We start from the raw sequence: 20,332 nt of genomic DNA on the forward strand, positions 1-20,332 counted from the left end.
AAATTCAACTTCAAGGTTATGAATGTCTGAGTTCTCGCAACAACAGATCGATCAAGATCAAATGTGGATGCGTCGTGCAATAGCATTGGCGAAGCAAGGTCAATATTCGACAAAACCAAATCCTAATGTGGGTTGTGTCATTGTCAAAGACGGACAGATCATTGGTGAAGGTTTTCACCCCCAAGCTGGGCAACCACATGCCGAAGTGTTTGCACTTCGTCAAGCAGGGGAGCAAGCACAGGGTGCAACTGCGTATGTCACATTAGAACCTTGTGCGCATTATGGTCGTACTCCTCCTTGTGCTAAAGGTTTGGTCGAAGCGGGCATTGCAAAAGTGATAGTGGCTTGTTCAGACCCTAATCCATTGGTTGCTGGTAAAGGTGTGGCTATCCTACAACAAGCAGGTATAGACGTTGAAGTCGGGATCTGTGAGTTGGAAGCGCGTCCTTTGAACTTAGGCTTCTTTAAAGCTATGTCTAAGGGATTACCTTATGTACGTTTAAAGGTCGCGTCGAGTCTCGATGGTCGTACAGCAATGGCTTCAGGGGAGTCGAAGTGGATTACAGGTGAATTGGCACGTCAGGATGTTCAACATTGGCGTGCAATTTCTGGTGCAGTGATCACGGGTATTGAAACAGTGTTGGCTGATGATTGTCAGTTGAATGTTAGAGCTCTACCGAATATTCAATTAGAACGAGTTGTGCAGCCTAAACGTGTGATTTTAGATCGTCAAGGTCGCTTACCTTTAGATGCTAAAGTGTTAGAGAATCCTGATACTGTCATGGTCATGGGGCCATTTCGAGCAGAGCTTGCACAACTTGGCGTGATTCAATTCGAAGTTCAGCCCTTAGTTGAGTTGCTAAAAGTCTTAAAAGATTTTCAAATCTATGATGTGATGGTGGAAGCTGGTGCAACCCTATCTACTGCATTTTTGCAGGAAAATTTGGTAGACGAATTGATTAGTTATATTGCGCCTACACTATTAGGTCAATCAGCTCGTCCAATGTTTAATGCTGAATTTAAACAAATGACAGAACAACTCCGTTTTAAACTTCAAGATGTAACTCAGTTAGGTGATGACATCCGTTTAAAATTAATCCCTGATCAAGAGTCGCTATGAGTACAGAGTCAACGGTTTATCATAAACGTCGCCATGCAGCACGTACGACAGATGAGTATTTGTTTAATCAACTTGTGCCTTATTTAGGCAACAAGCGTCGTTTATTACATTTGATTCTTGAGGCATTAGAAAGCACTGGAACTTTGAATACGAGTTCAGGTCGAGCGCCTATCTTTGCGGACTTTTTTGCTGGGAGTGGTGTGGTTTCTCGTTTGGCTCGTCAAAATGGCTACCGAGTAATAGCGAATGATTGGGAGCCTTACAGCCACGCACTCAATCATGCCATATTATCATGTACTGAAGCTCCTGCTTTTAAAGAATTAGGCGGATATCAGAAAGCAATTGATTATCTTAATCGCTTGCCTGAGGTCAAAGGATGGGTAACACACAATCTTTGTCCTCGTAATGATGAGATCTATGATCCTTCACGAGACCGTTTATTCTTCAAACGTCGAAATGGCATGCGCATTGATGCAATTCGTCAACAAATTGCAACCTGGCAAGCTCAAGGTGCAATTGATGATGTGGAAATGAGCGCTTTACTTGCACCTTTATTGTATTCAGCAAGTTTTGTGAGTAATACGTCAGGCGTATTTAAGAGTTTCCATCACGGCTGGGGCGGTAAAACTCAGACGGCTTTAGAGCGAATTGAATCATTACTATGGCTGACCCCAAGTCGTTTTTGTGAAAATTCAAATCTGACAGGCCCAGCAGCTGAAATGTGGTGTGTGGATGCTCAACACTTAGCAAACCAAATGAGTGGTTTCGAAGTCGATGTGGCATATTTGGATCCACCCTATAATCAGCATGCGTATAGTAGCAACTATCATGTATTGAATGCTTTGACTTTATGGGATCAGGTAGATTTACCAAGTCCAGATACTAAGGGTTTCAAGAGTGGAATCGACCGTGCTTGGCGTAAAGAACGACCAAGCCCATACAATTCTTCTAAACATGCCAAAGAAGCGTATGAAAAGCTTTTGCAAACCATTAATGCACGCTATATTTTGACCAGCTATTCAACGGATGGAAATATTGAGGCTGGCGATTTACTTAAAGCGAATTTAGAGCGTGGACGAGTCACAATTTTGACTCAAGATGTTCCAAGATATCGTGTGAGTAAGCAGCGTCAGTCTGAGCGTGCGCGCGTTCTTGAGTTTATCGTCATTACCGACACGCACGCAAAATCAGGACCGCCAATTCGACAGTTACTTGGTCAGTTACACCACTATGCTGAATTGGGTGGAGTTGATACTACAGGCGTCGCTGAACAATTGGATTTATGGTAAAAATAGAACAAATTTAAGAGTACCCATTATGTTTACAGGCATTGTAGAAAGTTTAGGAAAAGTCGAAAGTTTACAAAATGTAGGTGGTGATATCCGCTTGCGTATACAGACTGATCTTGATATGTCTGATGTTCACTTGGGTGATTCTATTGCGACTAATGGCATCTGCTTAACTGTTATTGCATGGGGCAATCAATGGTACGAAGCAGATGTGTCACTTGAAAGTATTCATCGTACAACTTTATCGAGTTGGAAGGTTGGGCAAACCGTCAATGTAGAAAAAGCGATGTTACCAACAACTCGCTTTGGTGGTCATATTGTTAGTGGACATGTAGATGTAGTTGGTGAAATTACGGTGCAACGTCAAGATGCACGTTCACTCTATTTTGAGGTAACGGCCCCGCCTGAAATTGCAAAATATTTAGCGGAGAAAGGTTCCATCACAGTTGATGGAATTAGTCTTACAATCAATCATCTACGTGGCAATGTGTTGAGTTTAAATCTTATTCCTCATACTGCAGAGCGGACCAATATTAGTACGTGGAAAGTCGGGACTAAAGTAAACTTAGAAGTCGATGTACTTGCACGATATATTGAACGTTTATTGCTTGGGGATAAGGCTGCTGAACATAAACCTGAGTCTAAATTAAGCATGGAATTTTTAGCACAGAATGGCTTTTTACGTTAAAAAATGATTAAAATAGAAAACAGCCTAAATTTTTAGGCTTTTTTTTGTTTAAATAAATTAGGTATACAATCTATCTAAAGGAGAAAGCAACATGCTCAGAGAACTTCAGAATGATTGATTTTTTACTGCATTTAGAGCAGCTTTTACCTAGTTTATTAGAGCAATATGGCGTATGGATTTACGCAATTTTATTTTTAGTGATATTTGCGGAAAATGGTTCCGTTTTCATGTTTTTTTTACCTGGGGACAGTTTGCTCATCGCCATCGGTGCTTTATGTTCGACCACTGAGTTGATTCATTTGCACTATATGGGATTGTTATTATTTATCGCCTCAGTCCTTGGTTATATTCTCAATTTCTATACAGGGCGATGGCTTGGTATTAAATATTTTAGCGACCACTCACGTTGGTTAAAACCTGAGTATATTGCCAAAACGAATGCTTATTTCGAAAAACATGGTGGTAAGACCATTTTAATTGCGCGCTTTATCCCTTTTGTACGTTCTTTTGCTCCATTCGCTGCTGGCTCTGGATATATGAGCTATAGCAGTTTCATGTTTTACAATATTATTGGTGCTTGGATTTGGATCGCACTTTTACTAGGTATGGGGTATGGCATGGGAAATATATTCTCAGCCGTTTTAGATTTTTTTGCTTAAATTGATACTTCAAACCTGATAAAAAAAGCCCTCAGTGGGCTCTTTTAAATTTTATTAATGGTGAGTGATGTGCGATCAAACCAATTCTCTACCAAATCTTCATCTTGAATTAAAAAGTCGCCTCTTTTCGACTCATGTTTTAAATACACTAAAACCGATTGAAAATCTGCTCGACTAATCAATAGTTCTTGAGCACTGATCGTGACATGTTCGCCAGATTTCAAATGAGTGATTCGTTCAGAGATGTTGTTTAAAAGATCCATGGTGATACTTTCCTCATGTCCGTCAAATCGCAGAGAGCATTTAAATTACATTCATGGTGTGACAAATATGTTTCATTTTGATGACACTAAGCATCCACCGTTCGAGCCTCTAAGAAGGTAGAGATGTATTTTTTAAAATAAGTTCTATCTCTTCTTTTGCTGCTGCTTGAAGTTTTGATTTAAAGATTTGTACGGCATCTTCAATCATGGTTTCAGCTTCAAGCTCGAGACGTAAACGAATCGTATCTAAATCTTGATGAATTGATAAATGCGCAGGAGAGTTTCCTGAAAAGTCCCGATGGGGTGTAGTCACTTTTTGGTATTTTTCAGTATATTCATCGATTTCTGCATCAATCACTTTTCGTAACTGTACGAGCGAATCGGTTTGTTGTTGAAATTTAAGATATTCATCTTGTAGAAGCTTTTGATTATAAGCCTCTTGCAGTGCACGTTTTTCTGCTAATGATTTTTCTAAAGCCAATTGCTTACGAATACGAGCTTCTTCAATTAATCGTGCTTTTTCATCCGCATAAGCCTGTTCAACCTTTAATTGAGCCACTTGCTGGGCACGATTATCATGGTCTAGCCATTGCTCTGGTTGAGTTTGAGGTTCGAGTAAATCACTGATGCGATTAAGGTCGTCGATAAAAGCTTGGCGAACCGCTTCTGGCGCTTTCAACCAACGTTTTTTAAAATCTTGACCGACATTAATGGCCACCGTGATTCTCCTTTTTCCAATGACAACGCGCTAAAGTTTATGTGTTTGAGGTGAGATACCTAATTTTCGATAGGTTTTATATTTCTCTCGTCCAATTTCTTTGGCAGCTTCGTTGTTTTCAATAATTTCGATAATGTGACTGAAACGTGAAGGATCTTCAAGTGCATGAATGTGAAAATTAAACACGATCCATTCCTGAGTTTCAGGGAGCTTAGACGAAATACAAATAGCTGCTGATTGATCATCAATGCCATGTGTCAAAAAACTCTGCGGATCGAAACTCCAAAGTAAATCATCGAGTTCGTTTTGAATGCTCAATTCTGGACAATGAATCCATATTTTTGCAGGGTGACGCAGAATTTTTCGACATAAACGACAGGCACTTTGGACCTGTCGTTCTGGACTCTTTTCAAATAAGTAGAAGCTGATTCTAGACATTAATTTACGCGATTTGCGAGAAATTGAACCAATAATGGAACTGGGCGACCAGTTGCACCTTTTGCTGCGCCAGATGTCCAAGCTGTACCAGCAACATCTAAATGTGCCCAACGATATTCACGTGTGAAGCGTTGCAAGAAACAAGCAGCTGTAACAGCACCAGCTTTTGGACCACCAATATTGGCAATATCAGCAAATGGAGAGTCAAGCTGTTCTTGGTAGTCATCATAGACAGGCATACGCCATACACGGTCAAAGGATTGTTCACCAGCTTGAGAAAGTTCATGTGCCAGTTCATCATCTGGTGTGAACATACCTGTTAAAACAGAGCCTAAAGCAACAACACAAGCGCCTGTTAATGTTGCGATATCAATCACAAGTTCTGGGTTAAAGCGTTTGACATAGGTCAGCGTGTCACAGAGGACTAAGCGACCTTCGGCATCTGTATTTAGAATTTCAACAGTTTGACCACTCATCGTGGTGACGATATCACCTGGTCGAGTTGCATGACCTGATGGCATGTTCTCAGCCGCCGCAATTGCACCTACAACATGAATCGGAAGGCGAGCTTCACAGAGTGAGCGCATGGTTCCTAAAACTGAAGCTGCACCACCCATATCGTATTTCATTTCATCCATGCCTAAACCTGGTTTTAATGAAATACCACCCGTATCGAAAGTGATTCCTTTACCCACGAGGACGATAGGAGCTTGTTCAAGTTGACCTTGATATTCAAGAGTAATGATACGTCCAGGGCGATCTGAGCCTTTGCTGACTGCAAGAAATGCATTCATGCCAAGATCAGCAATTTGCTGTTCATCTAGCACGGTTACTTTCAATAAATCTGGGAATTCTGCTGCCAATGCAATTGCATGATCCGCTAAATATTCAGGAAAACAAATATTTCCTGGACGATTTGCTAAATCACGTGCAACGTTTTGACCGCTTTCAATTGCTTGAATTAAGTTGAGTTGATTTGACGTTAGCGTAGAGTTTGATGCAATTAGATGAACTTGTTCGAGTATAAAGTCATTTTTTTTCGACTTAAACTCGTCAAAAGCATAAGCAGATTGAGTGAGTTTAAGTGCAAATAAGTAGTGTAATTCATTCGGCAAAGCTGAAATATCAACACTGATTTGTTTGAATTTTTTTTGTGAAGCTTTGATAATAGTTTGTGCAATTTTTGCTAATTTTGCAGCTTTAACTTCTTGTGCATTACCTAAGCCAAGTAGAATGCTATTCGGTTGATTATCAATTTGACCCAATAACGATAAAGACTCATTGAAACCTGCTTTGAATTGAGCTGCTTCAGTTAGGCTGTCTAAATTGTTGATTTGATAGTTGCTTTTAACTGCATGGGTGTTTTCAGAGTCGACTAAAATAACCAAATGTTGGCTTTCTGAAATTTGTGCCAATGATGTATTAATTGAAAGTTTCATATGCTTGTTGTGTGCCTATTGAGACCGTTTAAATCATTAAACCATTGAAACACTACCAATGATAGAATTTCAATGAGGTTTTATATTTTTAACATTCGGGTAAACTAGCGCTAGCCGATTTAACCTAATTTTGGAAGATTACTTTGATTATAAGACGTTACCTCGTCAAACAAGTGGTATCTACCTCTGTGGTTGTGATTTCATTGCTTACACTCATCATGTTGGGTGGGCGTTTGATCAAGTATTTTGGCGTGGCAGCTCAGGGTCGAATGGATGCGAGTATTTTATTTAGCATCATTGGCTACCGTCTTCCAGAATTTTTGACATTGATCTTACCTTTAGGTTTTTTCATTGGTCTCATGTTGGTGTTTGGCCGACTGTATGTAGATCATGAAATGGCGGTTCTCAATGGCAGTGGTGTTAGTCGTAATCAATTGGCTCGTTTATTGTTACCTCTCACAGCCATTTATTTGGCCATTCAAACAGTATTAATGGTATGGATGTCTCCATGGGGTATACGTGAATTTGAAAAGCTTACGACGACCCAAGCGGTTCGATCAGGCTTTGATTTGGTACGTCCAAAAGAGTTTATTTCCTCAGGTCCTTATACCATTTATGCTGGTGCACTTTCAGAAGATCGTAAAAACTTAAAAGAAATTTTCTTCTATCAGCGAGCAGATAAGCCTGAAAAACCTGACATCATGATTTTAGCGAAAGAAGCGACACGTGTTGAAATGGTCGGTGAAACAGCGAGTGTTGTTGATTTAACCCAAGGTCGCCGTTACGAAATTTATCAAGATAGTCCGAAATATAGTCATACTGAATTTGCTTCATATCGTTTGCGTCTTGAAAGTGATAAAGAGGCGAAATTTGAAAGTGGTGATGTAGAAGCGTTACCAATTTCGAAGTTAATTGAAACTCGTGAAGATCCTGTAGTAGCCAGTGAATTGGGCTGGAGAATATTTGTGCCATTTACATTGATTGTGGCATTGATGTTAGCAACGGCATTGTCTGAGGTTACTCCACGCCAAGGAAGATATTTAAAATTATTTCCTGCACTCTTAATTTTTGCCAGTTTGATTGTTGCATTAATGGCGATTAAAACCAGAATTAGTAAAGATGAGATTGGTATTTGGGCTTATCCCGCTATCTTGATTGTTTATGCAGTGGGTGCAGCGATTTTCTCGCGTAAACAAAAACTAGCACCTAAGTTAAAAAAACGAATTGAGCAGGTGAAATCATAATGTTGGCACGTCGAATTGTCGCAAAACATGTGACGAAAACCACAGCGCTGGCGATGTTGGGTGCTACAGCGATTTTATCAGCCCTTCAAATTCTTTTTACTTATATGGGTGAATTAGGCAGTCTGAAAGAAGGATATGGAGCTTGGCAAGCGCTTATTCATGTTCTATGGGCTTCACCGCAATATTTATATGAAATTTTACCTATTTCAGCATTGATTGGTGCAGTGCTCGGTTTGGGTTCAATGGCTTCAAATAGTGAGCTGATTGTCATGCGCGCTTCAGGGATTAGCCTGTGGCGTATTGTGAGTTGGGTCATGCGCTCAGCAATGCTCTTGGTATTGCTTTCATTTTTACTCAGTGAATATGTTATTCCTTACACCAATGAGCGGGCGGAAAGTATTAAAGACCGTCGTTCTGTTGCTGAGCTTGGCGAAGTCAAAGGGTATTGGACTAGAGAAGGTCAACGATTTATTTATATTGACTATGCAAATGCGCAAGGGCAGTTACGTCAAGTTGAGATGATGGACTTTGATCAAGATTATCGTCTGAAGTCAGTCTTGACTGCGAATCAAGGTCAATTTGTACAAAATGGACAATGGTCTTTAATTGAAGCCAGTCAGATGGATATTTTTCCTGAAGGCTATTCGAGACTGATTCAAACTCCTCAGCAGGATGTTGCTTTAGCGCTTCAACCTAAATATGTTCATATGGTGACGATTGATCCTGAAGATTTAGCTCCAAGCCAATTGATCAGTTTTATGCGCTATATGGATGAATATAGTCAAGTTCCTAAAACGTATTTACTTGCATTCTGGCAAAAAGTGGCTTCGCCATTTGCATTGTTGGCACTCGTACTGATTGCTTGCTCTTTTATTTTTGGCCCTTTACGGCAACAGTCTATGGGGTTTCGTTTAGTGATTGCGTTATTTGTAGGGCTTGGTTTTTACTACCTACAAGACTTCTTAGGGTACGCGAGTTTGGTGTATTCACCATCTCCAGCTTGGTTTGTTTTTCTGCCAATTGTGCTTATCTTTGCGGTAGGTAGCTATTTGCTATATCGAGCGCGCTAGAGAATTTTTAAATTGAAAAATAGATGGTCTAGATCAATCAAAGCCATCGTGTTCAGATAGAGTCTTAATGAAAAATTCGTTAAGATACGTTGATTAATTTGTAAACAGAAAAGAGTGTATATCATGACGGATGCAACTGCTGGCAAAATCCCTCACGTTTTAGTCATTATGGATGGTGTGGGTCATCGTGAAGCGGTCGAAGATAATGCTTTTCTTGCAGCGAAAACACCTAATTTAACTGCAATGAAACAGAATCATCCACATGGTCTGATTTCAGGTTCAGGTGAAGATGTTGGTCTTCCAGATGGCCAAATGGGGAATTCAGAAGTTGGTCATATGAATCTTGGTGCTGGACGCGTGTTGTATCAAGATTTCACTCGTATTACCAAAGATATCCGTACTGGTGATTTCTATAAACATGAAGTATTGGTTGATGCTGTAGAAAAAGCAAAAGAAAATCAAAAAGCAGTACATATTTTTGGATTGTTGTCTGAAGGTGGTGTTCACTCTCATGAAGACCATATTGTTGCTATGGCAGAGTTGGCACTAAAAAGAGGTGCTCAAGTCTATTTACATGCTTTCTTAGATGGTCGTGATACTCCCCCTAAAAGTGCACAACCATCTTTAGAGAAATTAGATGCATTATTTGCCCAATATCCAGGTCAGGGTCGAATCGCAACGATGATCGGTCGTTATTTCGCAATGGATCGTGACAATCGTTGGGATCGTGTCGAACAAGCATATCGTTTATTAACAGAAGGTGAGGCTGTTCGCGTAGTTGAGTCTGCTGTGGAAGGTCTCGAACAAGCGTATGCTGCTGAAGAGTCAGATGAGTTTGTGAAAGCAACACGTATTGGGGATGTAGCCGCAGTACAAGATGGTGATGCTGTTGTTTTTATGAATTTCCGTGCAGATCGTGCTCGCGAATTGACAAAAGCATTTGTTGAACAAGGCTTCGATGGTTTCGAGCGTAAAGTTGTGCCTCAGCTTGCGAAATTTGTCATGTTAACGCGCTATCAAGCGACAATTAATGCACCGGTGGCATATATGCCAGAACCGTTGGTCAATTCAATTGGTGAATATCTGTCTAATTTAGGTAAAACTCAATTACGTATCGCGGAAACTGAGAAATATGCCCATGTGACTTTCTTCTTCAGTGGTGGTCGTGAAGATGAGTATCCAGGTGAAAAACGTATTTTGATTCCATCACCAAATGTTGCAACCTATGATTTAAAACCAGAAATGAGTGCTTATGAAGTCACTGATGAGTTAGTGAATGCAATTAATTCAGGTGAATTTGACTTACTCGTTGTGAACTATGCAAATGGCGATATGGTTGGACATACAGGGGTATTCGATGCTGCCGTTAAAGCAGTAGAAGCAGTGGATGTCAGCTTAGGTCGCGTCTATGATGCAGTGATGGCGAAGAAAGGCCATATGTTGATCACTGCGGATCACGGTAATGTTGAACAAATGCAGGACTATGAAAGTGGTCAAGTCCATACTCAACATACAACTGAGCATGTGCCATTTATTTATGTAGGTCCAACTCAAGCGAAAATTGCAGAGGGTGGTGTGCTTGCAGATGTTGCACCGACATTATTGAATTTAATGCAGTTGCCTGTTCCTGCTGAAATGAAAGGTCGCAATTTAGTGACTTTAGTTTAAAAATAAGAAGGAATTCAGTATGAATCCATTGTTATTCAAACTCATGTTAGGTCTAGCTTTAAGTTTGAATGGGGTTCATGCTTTCGCTGCTGGATCTAAGGGTCCAGCAGTTGATCCTTTAGAAGAAGACTGGTCATCTAACAGTTCAGAAGTTCCGATTGAATCTATACAGCAGTTTGTTCAGATTTACGGTACAGTAAAAGAAAACTATGTCACTGAAGTCACTGACGATCAGTTATTTTTACAAGCGATCCAAGGTTTGGTGAGTGGGCTAGATCGTTACTCTCGCTATTTATCTCCAGAAGATTATCGCCAACTCCTCAAATATACCGAGGAGGATTTAGCGAGTATCGATTTTGATCTTAGCTTTGATACCTCACGAGGTTTATGGCAGATCGAAAATTTAGATCCCGATAGTGACTCGGCAAAATTAGGATTGGCCAACGGCGTTACACTTTACAAAATTGATGGACAAGAGCTTAGATTGTTAAACCAAGATCAAGTCAAAGACTTGCTCAGCGGCTCGATTGGATCAACCATCAGTTTACAAAGATCACCGAACTCATCTCCAATTATTTTAGTGAGAAATCAAAAACTAGATGTTGCCGATATACAAGCACATATGCTGAGTAATCAAGTTTTACTATTAAAGGTGAAAGTTTTTCAGCAAGATACTGCGAATGAAATAAAACGTTATATCGATGAGCATCATAGCCAACAACTCAAAGCTGTTTTAATAGATCTAAGAAATAATCCGGGTGGATTATTATCTTCTGCTGTGGAAACGGCAGATTTATTTTTAAATCAGGGTTTGATTGTATCTACACGTAGCCGTTCAGAAGGTGATCAACAATTCCAAGCTTTACCTGGACATGAATTTACAGGGCTTAAAGTCGGAGTATTGATTAATCAACGTTCGGCTTCTGCAGCAGAAGTATTTACGGCAGCAATGAAAGATCATCAACGCGCCGTAATCATTGGTGAAAAGAGTTATGGTAAAGGTGTTGTGCAAAAACTCTTTCCACTTGAAAATGGTGCGGCACTACAAATGACAGTATCTCATTACTTAACACCGAATGGTGTCGAGATTGATGGGCAAGGCATAGCCCCTAATATCGAATATCCTTGGCCGCAGGATATGAAGGAGGAGGTTTACCTCCAACACGCAGCCGATTTGTTGTTAAGAAGCCGTTAAATATCATCAATATCGGGGTGATGCTAAGTTATTCATCTTCAGTATCTAAACCAAATTTTTTTAAACGATATCGTAATGAGCGGAATGTCATTCCTAATTTTTTGGCGGCTAGGGTTCTGTTCCAATGCGTTGAGTTTAACGCATTAATTAAAACTTCTTTTTCTACTTTCTCAAGGTATTGTTCTAATCCCTCTTCGGGCAAACCTTTGGGTATTTGAGACGTTAAATCAGTAGTTGCTTCAATTTGACTATTTGGTTGTTGTGCTAAAGGTTGGGATGTTAAGCCTAATGAAGGGCTTTTAACATGCTCGACGGCTATGAGCTTATCATCGCAAAGTGTAAGTGCACGCTCGATGATATTTTTAAGTTCGCGTACATTCCCCGTAAATGGTTGTTGTTTAAGGAATTGTATCGCGTCTTGAGATAGTTGAGGGGCTTCAATACGCCATTCACTACTGATTTTATCAATAAAATGTTGAGCTAGAACGGGAATATCTTTGGGTCTATCGCGGAGTGGGGTAAGACGTAAATCCATCACATGAATTCTAAAAAATAGATCTTGTCTAAATTTGCCTTGCTGAACCAATTGCTCAAGATTTTGATGGCTTGCACTGACAATTCTAAAATCAACATCAAGCTCTTTATCACTGCCAATCGGACGTATTTTCTTTTCTTGAACTGCTCGTAGCAATTTAGCTTGCATGGCGAGTGAAAGCTCTGCAATTTCATCTAAAAATAATGTTCCACCATCAGCAGTTTGAATTAACCCTTGTTTGTCTTGGTCAGCACCCACAAAACTGCCTTTGATATGACCAAATAATTCACTTTCCATCAGGTCTTCATTCATCGCACCACAATTGATCGCGACAAAGGCATGATCATGACGATTACTGAGTTGATGAATAAGATTTGCAACGATTTCTTTACCAGTCCCTGATTCACCTGTAATAAAGACAGGTGCTTGTGATCGAGCTATTTTTTTGATTGCTGTACGAAGCTGTTGAGTTTGTTCTGAGACACCAATCAGCAGTTGTTCCTCAAGTGGAAGCTGATTGAGATCATCATCCACTGCAGGGCTATGTAATGCTTTCTTAAGCAATTGATGCAAATGTTGTTGATTAATGGGCTTACTGACGAAATCGAAAGCGCCTGCTTTTAAAGCGGAGATTGCCAACTCCATATTGGCATAGGCGGTCAGTACCGCGATGGGCGTCTTCGGATAGTGCTGGGTGACGTATTTAACTAAATCGATGCCATTGCCATCTGGTAAATTGAAATCGGTGATACACGCATCGTATTTATATTCGCTTAGAAAATGTAGCGCTTGTTTCAAATGATGTGCCATATGCGTTTTAATGCCCATCCGAGAAAGGGTCATTTGCATCAACATACATAAATCAGGTTCATCATCGACTAAAAGTACTAAAGGTTGTTGCTTTACCATAACCTGATCTTATCCATCTAAACGTCTGTCTTATGGCATGTAATACGAAAACATGCACCTTGCTGTTCTTGCTCGATATAACTCAATTTTGCTTGGTTAGCTTCACAAATACTTTGTGATAAATATAATCCTAAACCAGTTCCATTGGTTTCAGTACTAAAAAATGGTTGAAATAATTGAGATAAATCATGTTGTTGGATGCCTTTGCCAAAATCGATAACATCAATAAAAATTTGATTTTCTGAACAACTGCTTCTGACAAAAATGTACTCTGCGGTCGGATCATTATGACGAATAGCATTGCGAATTAAATTAATCAGAACTTGTCGCAGTTGGATTTCATCAAAATAAACTTCAATATTGGCTTCAAGCTGTAATTGGATATGAGAACTGATATCTGCTAAATCTTGTTGAATAAGATCATGCATAAACTGCTCAAAATGAATCAGTACACCGGCAGTTTTTTTATTCTTTGCCATATCCAATGTGTCTTTGATGATTTTATCAATACGTTTTGCTTGCTTAGCAATCATTTGATTGAGCATACGTTTTTGTTCTTCATCCGAATCATCATTAAGTTCATTGGCTTGTACGATTGCTGCTAAAGGATTACGTATTTCATGTGCAATACTGGCTGATAATTGACCAAGAGAAGCTAATTTCATTTGTTGAACTTTCTGATTAAGCTTTTGCGCATCTTCCAAAATTAATAGCGTGAGTGCTTGTTGAGGTGTAACCAGTTTTTGAATACGAATATCAACCGTATAGGATGATTGATGTGATTCAAATTGAAAGCGCTCTCCATGAGCAACTAATGTGTTTTTGAGAATTTCATAGAGATCTGGTTGAAAATTTGCAAGATTATATTGTTCATGAGCATAGAGTGGCGAAATACCGAGTAGTGAACATGCAGCAGGATTGCAGACGATAATTTTACAGTGATCATCTAAGACCAGATAACCAACTTCGATTTGCTCAAGAATATAACGATTAATATTTTGTAATTTAAAGAGTTCGTTAGCTTGATGTGTATTGACCGATTCGAGTACTTGAAACCGTTGTATTGATACTTGACCAATACCATGAACCACAAAAAATAAAAAGGCAAGAAAGGCACTGTCACCAATATTATTTAGACTTTCAATGGAGAACAAACTACCAAAAAACTGTTGATATACGACCCCAATCACCGCGACCAATGTGATGAATAAGGCTTGGTTTTTACTGAGTAAAAAATTTGCTGCAAAGACGGAAATGACAAACAATAACCCAATTGCGATATTGGGGCCACCGAGTGCAAAAGTAAGGGTATTTAGAAAGAGCAGGTCAACTGCAAATAAGGTGATAATTTGTTTAGAAATAGCTTGTGGTAAGTATTTTAAAACGATCGTTTGTACGATGCTGCTTGCAACATAAAGGAGTAAAGCGTAAAAATAGATTGATTCGTATTGATAAAAATAACGTTCAGAATCAATCGTCAGTAGGAATATGAGCGTTAAGCTTAGGGCGATAATGATACGATAACTTGAATATAGTGTTCCAAGACGGTAGATCGTTTGATAAATAGAAATTGAAGCAGCAGACGTCATTGGAATACTCAGATCAAATTAAGGCTTAATCAAACCATAACGAATTGCCAAATGAGTCAGTTTGACATCACTATCGATTCCTAATTTTTCAAATATACGATAGCGATAAGTATTCACTGTTTTTACGCTAACAAAAAGTTTGTCTGAAATTTCTTGGGCACTAATACAATTCACAACCATCATCGCGACTTGCATTTCACGTTCAGAAAGTGCATCAAAAGGAGAGGTTTGTGTATCAGATAAATAAGAACTCGCAAGCTGTTCAGCAATATCTGCACTGAAGTATTTACCACCTTGCATGACTTTATTAATTGCACGCACCATTTCTGTGATCGGAGCTCCCTTGGTGATATAACCACGAGCCCCGGCTTTTAACAGTAGTGATGGATAGGGTTCTTCCGCTAGACCACTGACGGCGAGAACTTTGGTGTCAGGCGCTGTTTGTAATAAACGGCGAGTGGTTTCTACGCCACCGATACCAGGCATGTTCACATCGAGCAAGACGACATTAGGGTGGTGTTGACGAACAAGACTAATGGCTTCTTCACCGGACTCTGCTTGACCAATGACTTGAATATCTGCTTGATCTTCAAGCATACGACAAATACCTGTACGAACTAACTCATGGTCATCTACCACTAATACCGTGATCACAAACACCTCCTCTGAAATCTATTCTTACTTTTTTGTTACATGATGCAAAAATTGCTTGCATTGGACTAACAAAAATAGCAATGCTATTCCTAATCTTTACTAAAATACTGTGCATAATCACGTGGTTTAATATTAATCACGTTTGTACCTAAATGTAAGTCATATTTGAGGTGATTAGCAATGATGCAAAATGCCTCCGTAAGATGAGTAAGTTATCGTGAAAAAACAGAAATTAACGCTAATGCATGTGCTGACTACATCAGTACTACTCTCTATGAGCTCATTGAGCTTTGCAGAATTAATTAATCATGCTAATTCTGCACCGGGGCAGGCGAGCATCAGTTGGTCATCTGAAGATGCAAGCCAATTTTTAAATAATGATAGTCTCAAAGCTTCTACTTCCTCTTCAGAAGAGTATACACCTCAAGCAACAACCACGATTACAACAACAATTCGTAAATCTATAGGCCCTGCGACCTCAACATCACCAACCTCTCAGATTCTTGATAACAGTCGCTATAGTAATCAACCTTCTGTGAACGCGCGTGCAGCATTGGTCATGGATGCAAATACGGGTGAGGTCTTATTTAGTAAGAACACGAATACTGCTCTACCGATTGCGTCTGTTACAAAATTAATGACAGCTGTTGTGATCGCAGATGCACAATTAAATATGTCTGAAAATATTACGCTGCAAAGCATTGATTTTGCAGGTGCGGGTGGTAAAAACTCAAGCTCGACATTGCGTGTAGGTGACACAATGAATCGTGCTGAAGCCTTATTATTCGCTTTAATGAAATCTGAAAACCCTGCAGCTGCGGCTTTGGCTCGTACATATCCAGGAGGCCGTGCGGCTTTCGTCTCTGCTATGAATAATAAAGCACATGCCTTAGGGATGCATTCATCTAAATTTACTGAGTCTACAGGTCTAGATCCTCGCAATGTTGCTTCTGCGCGGGACTTGGGCATCTTGGTGAGTACCGCATCACAGTACGGTCTTATTCGTCAATTTTCTACGACGCCAACCTATGATTTTAACCTCGGTTATCGTGTGTTGAAATCGAACAATACGAACTCTCTCGTTCGTAACGGTGGCTGGAATATTAACATTTCAAAGACGGGATTTATTAATGAGGCTGGGCGCTGTGTGGTGATGCATACGACTTTGAATAATCGTCCAGCTGTAGTTGTGCTTTTAGGAGCAAGCAATACTCAAGCTCGTAATGATGATGCTGTTCGCTTAATGCGTTGGACCAGTCAGTTACCACGTGCGATCTAGACCATAAATAAAAAACCCTGCAGATGCAGGGTTTTTTATGATGCAATCTTACATATTAGACAAAATTGAATCGCGTACTTGATCCATCGTTGCATCAATTGAAAGCATGACTGCATCAGAACACTGTTTGATAGCAGTATCAGGATCTTTAAGACCATTACCTGTTACAGTACAAACAATGACTGAACCTTCAGCAATTTTACCCGCTTTAATATCGCGGATTGCACCACCAATCGAAGCTGCAGAAGCAGGCTCAACAAATACACCTTCATACATAGAAAGCAAACGTTGAGCTTCTAAGATTTCAGCATCTGTTAATTCATCAAACCATCCTTGAGAGTCACGTACTACCGCTTTCGCATGGTTCCAGCTTTGTGGGTTACCAATACGGATTGCTGTTGCAACAGTTTCAGGGTTTTGAACAGGTGCACCACGTAAGAATGGTGCTGCGCCAGAAGCTTGATAGCCAACCATCGTCGGTAAACCTTCAGGTTTAGGACCAGTGAATTGATCAGTTTCAGCATCATAAATTACTTGCTCAAATTGATCCGCAGGTTGGTTTGCAACAGCTTCTGTATAACCCATCCAGTGTGCAGTGATGTTACCTGCGTTGCCTACTGGTAAGCAGTGATAGTCAGGTGCACGACCTAATTCATCAACGATTTCGTATGCAATCGTTTTTTGGCCTTGTAAACGGTAAGGGTTGATTGAGTTTACGATAGTTACAGGGGCTTGGTCAGCAACTTCTTTAACAAGGCGCATACCGTCATCGAAGTTACCACGAATTTGCATTGTGATCGCACCATACATCATTGCTTGAGCCATTTTACCCATTGCAATTTTGCCTTCTGGAATTAAAACGAATGCTTTAATACCAGCGCGAGCAGCATAAGCGGCAGCGGCAGCAGAGGTATTACCTGTAGATGCACAGATAATCGCTTTAGAGCCTTCTTCAACCGCTTTAGTGACTGCCATGGTCATACCACGGTCTTTAAATGAACCAGTCGGGTTTAAGCCTTCGTACTTCACATAAATTTCAACATTTTTGCCAATTAAACGTGGAATATTCGCAAGCTTAATCAGTGGTGTATTACCTTCGCCTAGGGAGATTGCACGAGTAGTTGCAGACACTGGTAAACGGTCGCGATAACGGTCAACTAAACCAGTGTAACGATTGGCATTAGACATGATGATGTTCCAATTGTGTGTAGAGCTGGAGAGGGCAGCAGTACCCTCTACCCGAGATGATTAATTATCAAGCGATTCTAAACGAATTCGTACAATTTCGCCATGGATGACGGGTAATGCTTGAATTTGTGAAAGCGCTTCATCCATTTTTGATTCAACAATAGGATCTGTCAGAATCACGATAGGAATAAGGTCTTTTAAGCGAGGTTGCTGCATAATGGCATCAATACTGATTCCTGCACGACTCAAGATCGTAGTAACTTCAGCAAGTACGCCTGTTTGATCTTCAGCATTAATACGGATGTAGTAACCCGTTGTCATTTCTTCACGACTTAGAATTGGTAAGTCTGTGAGTGCTTCAAATGCTAATTGTGGAATAGTTCCAGCACCGTCTTCAGTATAAGAAATGTCACGAACGATATCGATAACGTCAGCGACTACGGCAGAAGCAGTTGGACCAGCACCAGCACCAGCACCATAATATAAAGTTGGGCCGACTGCGTTCGCTTGTACGAGAACAGCATTTTTAACGCCGTTTACATTTGCGATCAACTGGTCATCTGGAATGAGCGTTGGGTGAACACGTAGTTCAATGCCTTTTTCTGCACGACGTGCAATACCTAAATGCTTAATACGGAAGCCAAGATCTTCGGCGTACTTCACATCTTGAGCAGTAACTTTGCCTATTCCTTCAGTAAAAACTTTATCAAATTGAAGTGGAATACCAAATGCACAAGATGCAAGAATGGTTAACTTGTGAGCAGCATCAATCCCTTCTACATCAAAGGTTGGATCTGCTTCAGCGTAGCCAAGTTCTTGCGCTTCTTTCAGAACGTCCGCAAAAGCACGTCCTTTTTCACGCATTTCACTTAGGATAAAGTTGCCTGTACCATTAATGATGCCTGCAAGCCAATCGATTTTGTTGGCAGCTAAGCCTTCACGAATTACTTTGATAATTGGAATACCGCCAGCAACAGCTGCTTCATAGGCGATCTGCACAGCATTGTCTTCAGCAAGTTTAAATAATTCGTTACCATGTTCAGCTAAAAGCGCCTTATTGGCAGTGACAACTTGTTTGCCATGAACAATTGCTTCTTTGATGACTTCATAAGCAGGGTGAATACCGCCCATGACTTCAACAACAACATCAACATCAGGTTGACGAACGATATCAAGAAGGTCGGCACTTTGTTTAACTGAGTCTGGAAGATTTAAATCTGGGCGAGGGCGACGAGTACCCACATAAGTAATTTGAATTTCACGACCGGTGCGACGTCTAATTTCAGCAGCGTTTTCTTGTAATAGTTTAAGGGCACCACCACCTACGGTTCCTAGACCGAGTATTGCCAGACGAACTGGTTTCACGTCACACTCCAAAAAATATGTAAAATTTTATTGAACCTAGATCATAGCTAAAAAAAGAGGCAGACTCTAGGGTCAATCGAGTTAAATATTGATGTATAAAAAGCAGTAATTTATCTCATAAATATTAGTTATTTAAGCTACGTAGTATTTCATCTGCTGTCATGTATCCACCAAGATAAACACCTTCTGAGCTGTAAATTGCAGGCGTTCCATTTACACCCATTTTTAAACCCATTTGGTACTGATCATTAACAGGATTTTCACAGTTGGCATTGTCCAATTGTTGACCTGCAATAGCTTGATCAAATGCGGTTCTACGATCTTTACTACACCAGACACTTTCCATTGCTGGGAAATATTGTTCTCCACGTGGCCATGCGATATAACGAACTTCAATTCCTTTGGAATTGATTTCATCCATATGTTCATGCAATTTATGGCAGTAAGGGCAGCTGATATCTGTAAATACGTAAACGATATGTTTGGTTTTAGATTTAGCTGGATAAATAATGAGATCTTCAGCTTTTAACTGGCTCAGTAACCCTTTACTCAATGCCGACTGGAAGGATTGTCCAATATCTTCAACTTTTTTATTGCCTAAACGTAGTAAATCACCCTGGAAAATATATTGACCATCTGCAGTAGTGTATACCGCAGTCATACCCTCTAAATTGACCCAGTAAAGATTTGGTACTTCGGTTGGTTTAATCTCGATAATTTTGGCATTGATATTGGCAGTTTTAAAATTTTTCTCTAACTTTTGAATCAAGCGTTGTTGCGCATTTCGCTCAGTTAAATTTGATGCTTGGCCCGTTGCTGGTGCAGTTGCCGTTAAAGTACCATCAGATTTTTGCGTGTCTTCAGATTTGGAACATGCACTCATAAAAAGCGTCGTTGCAAGGGTAGAAGCGAATAAAATTTTCGAACGGGTAAATAACATAAACAACCCTTTTAAAGTTTTCAGCATTATTTTTACTGCGTTAAGCATAACAAAAAATAATCTCAAATCGTAAATTATAGCT

At 40.0% G+C, this 20,332-nt stretch carries 18 protein-coding genes and 2 pseudogenes; 9 read left to right on the forward strand and 11 right to left on the reverse strand.

Going from position 1 to position 20,332, the window contains the following annotated elements; all coding sequences use genetic code 11:
* The first annotated feature begins 22 nt into the window (after positions 1-22).
* The 4 genes from ribD (at position 23) to AC1M9J_RS07335 (ending at position 3,756) form a co-directional block, all read left to right on the forward strand.
* Positions 23-1,120 (forward strand): bifunctional diaminohydroxyphosphoribosylaminopyrimidine deaminase/5-amino-6-(5-phosphoribosylamino)uracil reductase RibD, encoded by a 1,098-nt coding sequence (ribD, locus tag AC1M9J_RS07320; RefSeq protein ID WP_481952095.1) that lies wholly within the window; start codon positions 23-25, stop codon positions 1,118-1,120.
* The gene (locus AC1M9J_RS07325; protein ID WP_180028158.1) at positions 1,117-2,409 is read left to right on the forward strand and encodes a DNA adenine methylase; all 1,293 of its coding nucleotides are present in this window, start codon (positions 1,117-1,119) and stop codon (positions 2,407-2,409) included. The genes ribD and AC1M9J_RS07325 overlap by 4 nt, the downstream gene beginning before the upstream one ends.
* Positions 2,410-2,437: 28 nt before the next feature.
* Entirely contained in the window at positions 2,438-3,097 is a 660-nt protein-coding gene (locus AC1M9J_RS07330; protein WP_092767353.1) for a riboflavin synthase, read from the forward strand.
* Positions 3,098-3,207: 110 nt separating this feature from the next.
* A complete protein-coding gene (locus AC1M9J_RS07335; RefSeq protein ID WP_180028159.1) occupies positions 3,208-3,756 on the forward strand; it encodes a VTT domain-containing protein in 549 nt (182 codons plus the stop codon).
* Positions 3,757-3,800: 44 nt separating this feature from the next.
* On the opposite strand, the gene AC1M9J_RS07340 is transcribed toward AC1M9J_RS07335, so the two are convergent.
* The 4 genes from AC1M9J_RS07340 to AC1M9J_RS07355 all read right to left on the reverse strand — a co-directional run bounded on the left by AC1M9J_RS07340 (position 3,801) and on the right by AC1M9J_RS07355 (position 6,614).
* Positions 3,801-4,019, reverse strand: coding sequence for a hypothetical protein (locus tag AC1M9J_RS07340; protein WP_481591496.1), 219 nt, complete (start codon positions 4,017-4,019; stop codon positions 3,801-3,803).
* Between the two features lie 109 nt (positions 4,020-4,128).
* Entirely contained in the window at positions 4,129-4,737 is a 609-nt protein-coding gene (gene blhA, locus AC1M9J_RS07345; protein WP_481596097.1) for a cell division protein BlhA, read from the reverse strand.
* 30 nt (positions 4,738-4,767) lie between these two features.
* Positions 4,768-5,175 carry a DNA polymerase III subunit chi gene (locus AC1M9J_RS07350; RefSeq protein WP_481586716.1) on the reverse strand — a complete coding sequence of 136 codons (408 nt, stop codon included), beginning with the start codon at positions 5,173-5,175 and terminating at the stop codon, positions 4,768-4,770.
* Positions 5,175-6,614, reverse strand: a complete 1,440-nt coding sequence (locus tag AC1M9J_RS07355) for a leucyl aminopeptidase (RefSeq protein WP_481591494.1) — start codon at positions 6,612-6,614, stop codon at positions 5,175-5,177. The genes AC1M9J_RS07350 and AC1M9J_RS07355 overlap by 1 nt, the downstream gene beginning before the upstream one ends.
* Positions 6,615-6,757: 143 nt before the next feature.
* Between AC1M9J_RS07355 and lptF the strand changes: the two genes are divergently transcribed.
* The 4 genes from lptF (at position 6,758) to AC1M9J_RS07375 (ending at position 11,791) form a co-directional block, all read left to right on the forward strand.
* Complete coding sequence (gene lptF / locus AC1M9J_RS07360) at positions 6,758-7,858, forward strand: LPS export ABC transporter permease LptF (RefSeq protein WP_035263893.1); 1,101 nt, start codon at positions 6,758-6,760, stop codon at positions 7,856-7,858.
* Complete coding sequence (gene lptG / locus AC1M9J_RS07365) at positions 7,858-8,928, forward strand: LPS export ABC transporter permease LptG (RefSeq protein ID WP_481596098.1); 1,071 nt, start codon at positions 7,858-7,860, stop codon at positions 8,926-8,928. Before lptF ends, lptG begins: the two co-directional genes overlap by 1 nt.
* A 123-nt stretch (positions 8,929-9,051) precedes the next feature.
* The gene (gene gpmI / locus AC1M9J_RS07370; RefSeq protein WP_035263895.1) at positions 9,052-10,596 is read left to right on the forward strand and encodes a 2,3-bisphosphoglycerate-independent phosphoglycerate mutase; all 1,545 of its coding nucleotides are present in this window, start codon (positions 9,052-9,054) and stop codon (positions 10,594-10,596) included.
* A 19-nt stretch (positions 10,597-10,615) separates the two neighbouring features.
* Entirely contained in the window at positions 10,616-11,791 is a 1,176-nt protein-coding gene (locus AC1M9J_RS07375) for a S41 family peptidase (protein ID WP_228143113.1), read from the forward strand.
* A 28-nt stretch (positions 11,792-11,819) separates the two neighbouring features.
* Here AC1M9J_RS07375 and AC1M9J_RS07380 read toward each other — a convergent pair.
* The 4 genes and pseudogenes from AC1M9J_RS07380 to gacA all read right to left on the reverse strand — a co-directional run.
* Positions 11,820-11,999 (reverse strand): annotated as a pseudogene (locus AC1M9J_RS07380) (helix-turn-helix domain-containing protein); the annotation flags it as partial.
* A 107-nt stretch (positions 12,000-12,106) separates the two neighbouring features.
* Positions 12,107-13,235 (reverse strand): annotated as a pseudogene (locus AC1M9J_RS07385) (sigma-54-dependent transcriptional regulator); the annotation flags it as partial.
* Positions 13,236-13,252: 17 nt separating this feature from the next.
* Positions 13,253-14,824, reverse strand: coding sequence for a sensor histidine kinase (locus AC1M9J_RS07390; protein ID WP_481952096.1), 1,572 nt, complete (start codon positions 14,822-14,824; stop codon positions 13,253-13,255).
* Between the two features lie 18 nt (positions 14,825-14,842).
* Positions 14,843-15,478 carry a response regulator transcription factor GacA gene (gene gacA / locus AC1M9J_RS07395; protein ID WP_092767334.1) on the reverse strand — a complete coding sequence of 212 codons (636 nt, stop codon included), beginning with the start codon at positions 15,476-15,478 and terminating at the stop codon, positions 14,843-14,845.
* 217 nt (positions 15,479-15,695) lie between these two features.
* On the opposite strand from gacA, the gene AC1M9J_RS07400 reads away from it, so the two are divergent.
* Positions 15,696-16,757: a serine hydrolase gene (locus AC1M9J_RS07400; RefSeq protein WP_481952097.1), complete on the forward strand. Its 1,062-nt coding sequence runs from the start codon at positions 15,696-15,698 to the stop codon at positions 16,755-16,757.
* Between the two features lie 48 nt (positions 16,758-16,805).
* Here the strand turns inward: AC1M9J_RS07400 and thrC are convergent, their stop codons facing one another.
* The 3 genes from thrC to AC1M9J_RS07415 all read right to left on the reverse strand — a co-directional run bounded on the left by thrC (position 16,806) and on the right by AC1M9J_RS07415 (position 20,250).
* Positions 16,806-17,945, reverse strand: coding sequence for a threonine synthase (gene thrC / locus AC1M9J_RS07405; protein ID WP_092767330.1), 1,140 nt, complete (start codon positions 17,943-17,945; stop codon positions 16,806-16,808).
* 60 nt (positions 17,946-18,005) lie between these two features.
* Positions 18,006-19,310: a homoserine dehydrogenase gene (locus AC1M9J_RS07410; RefSeq protein ID WP_481609958.1), complete on the reverse strand. Its 1,305-nt coding sequence runs from the start codon at positions 19,308-19,310 to the stop codon at positions 18,006-18,008.
* Between the two features lie 124 nt (positions 19,311-19,434).
* On the reverse strand, positions 19,435-20,250 hold the full coding sequence (locus AC1M9J_RS07415) for a DsbC family protein (RefSeq protein ID WP_481952098.1): 816 nt from the start codon (positions 20,248-20,250) through the stop codon (positions 19,435-19,437).
* Between the last annotated feature and the right edge of the window lie 82 nt (positions 20,251-20,332).

This window comes from Acinetobacter sp. ANC_7588 (assembly GCF_056783995.1).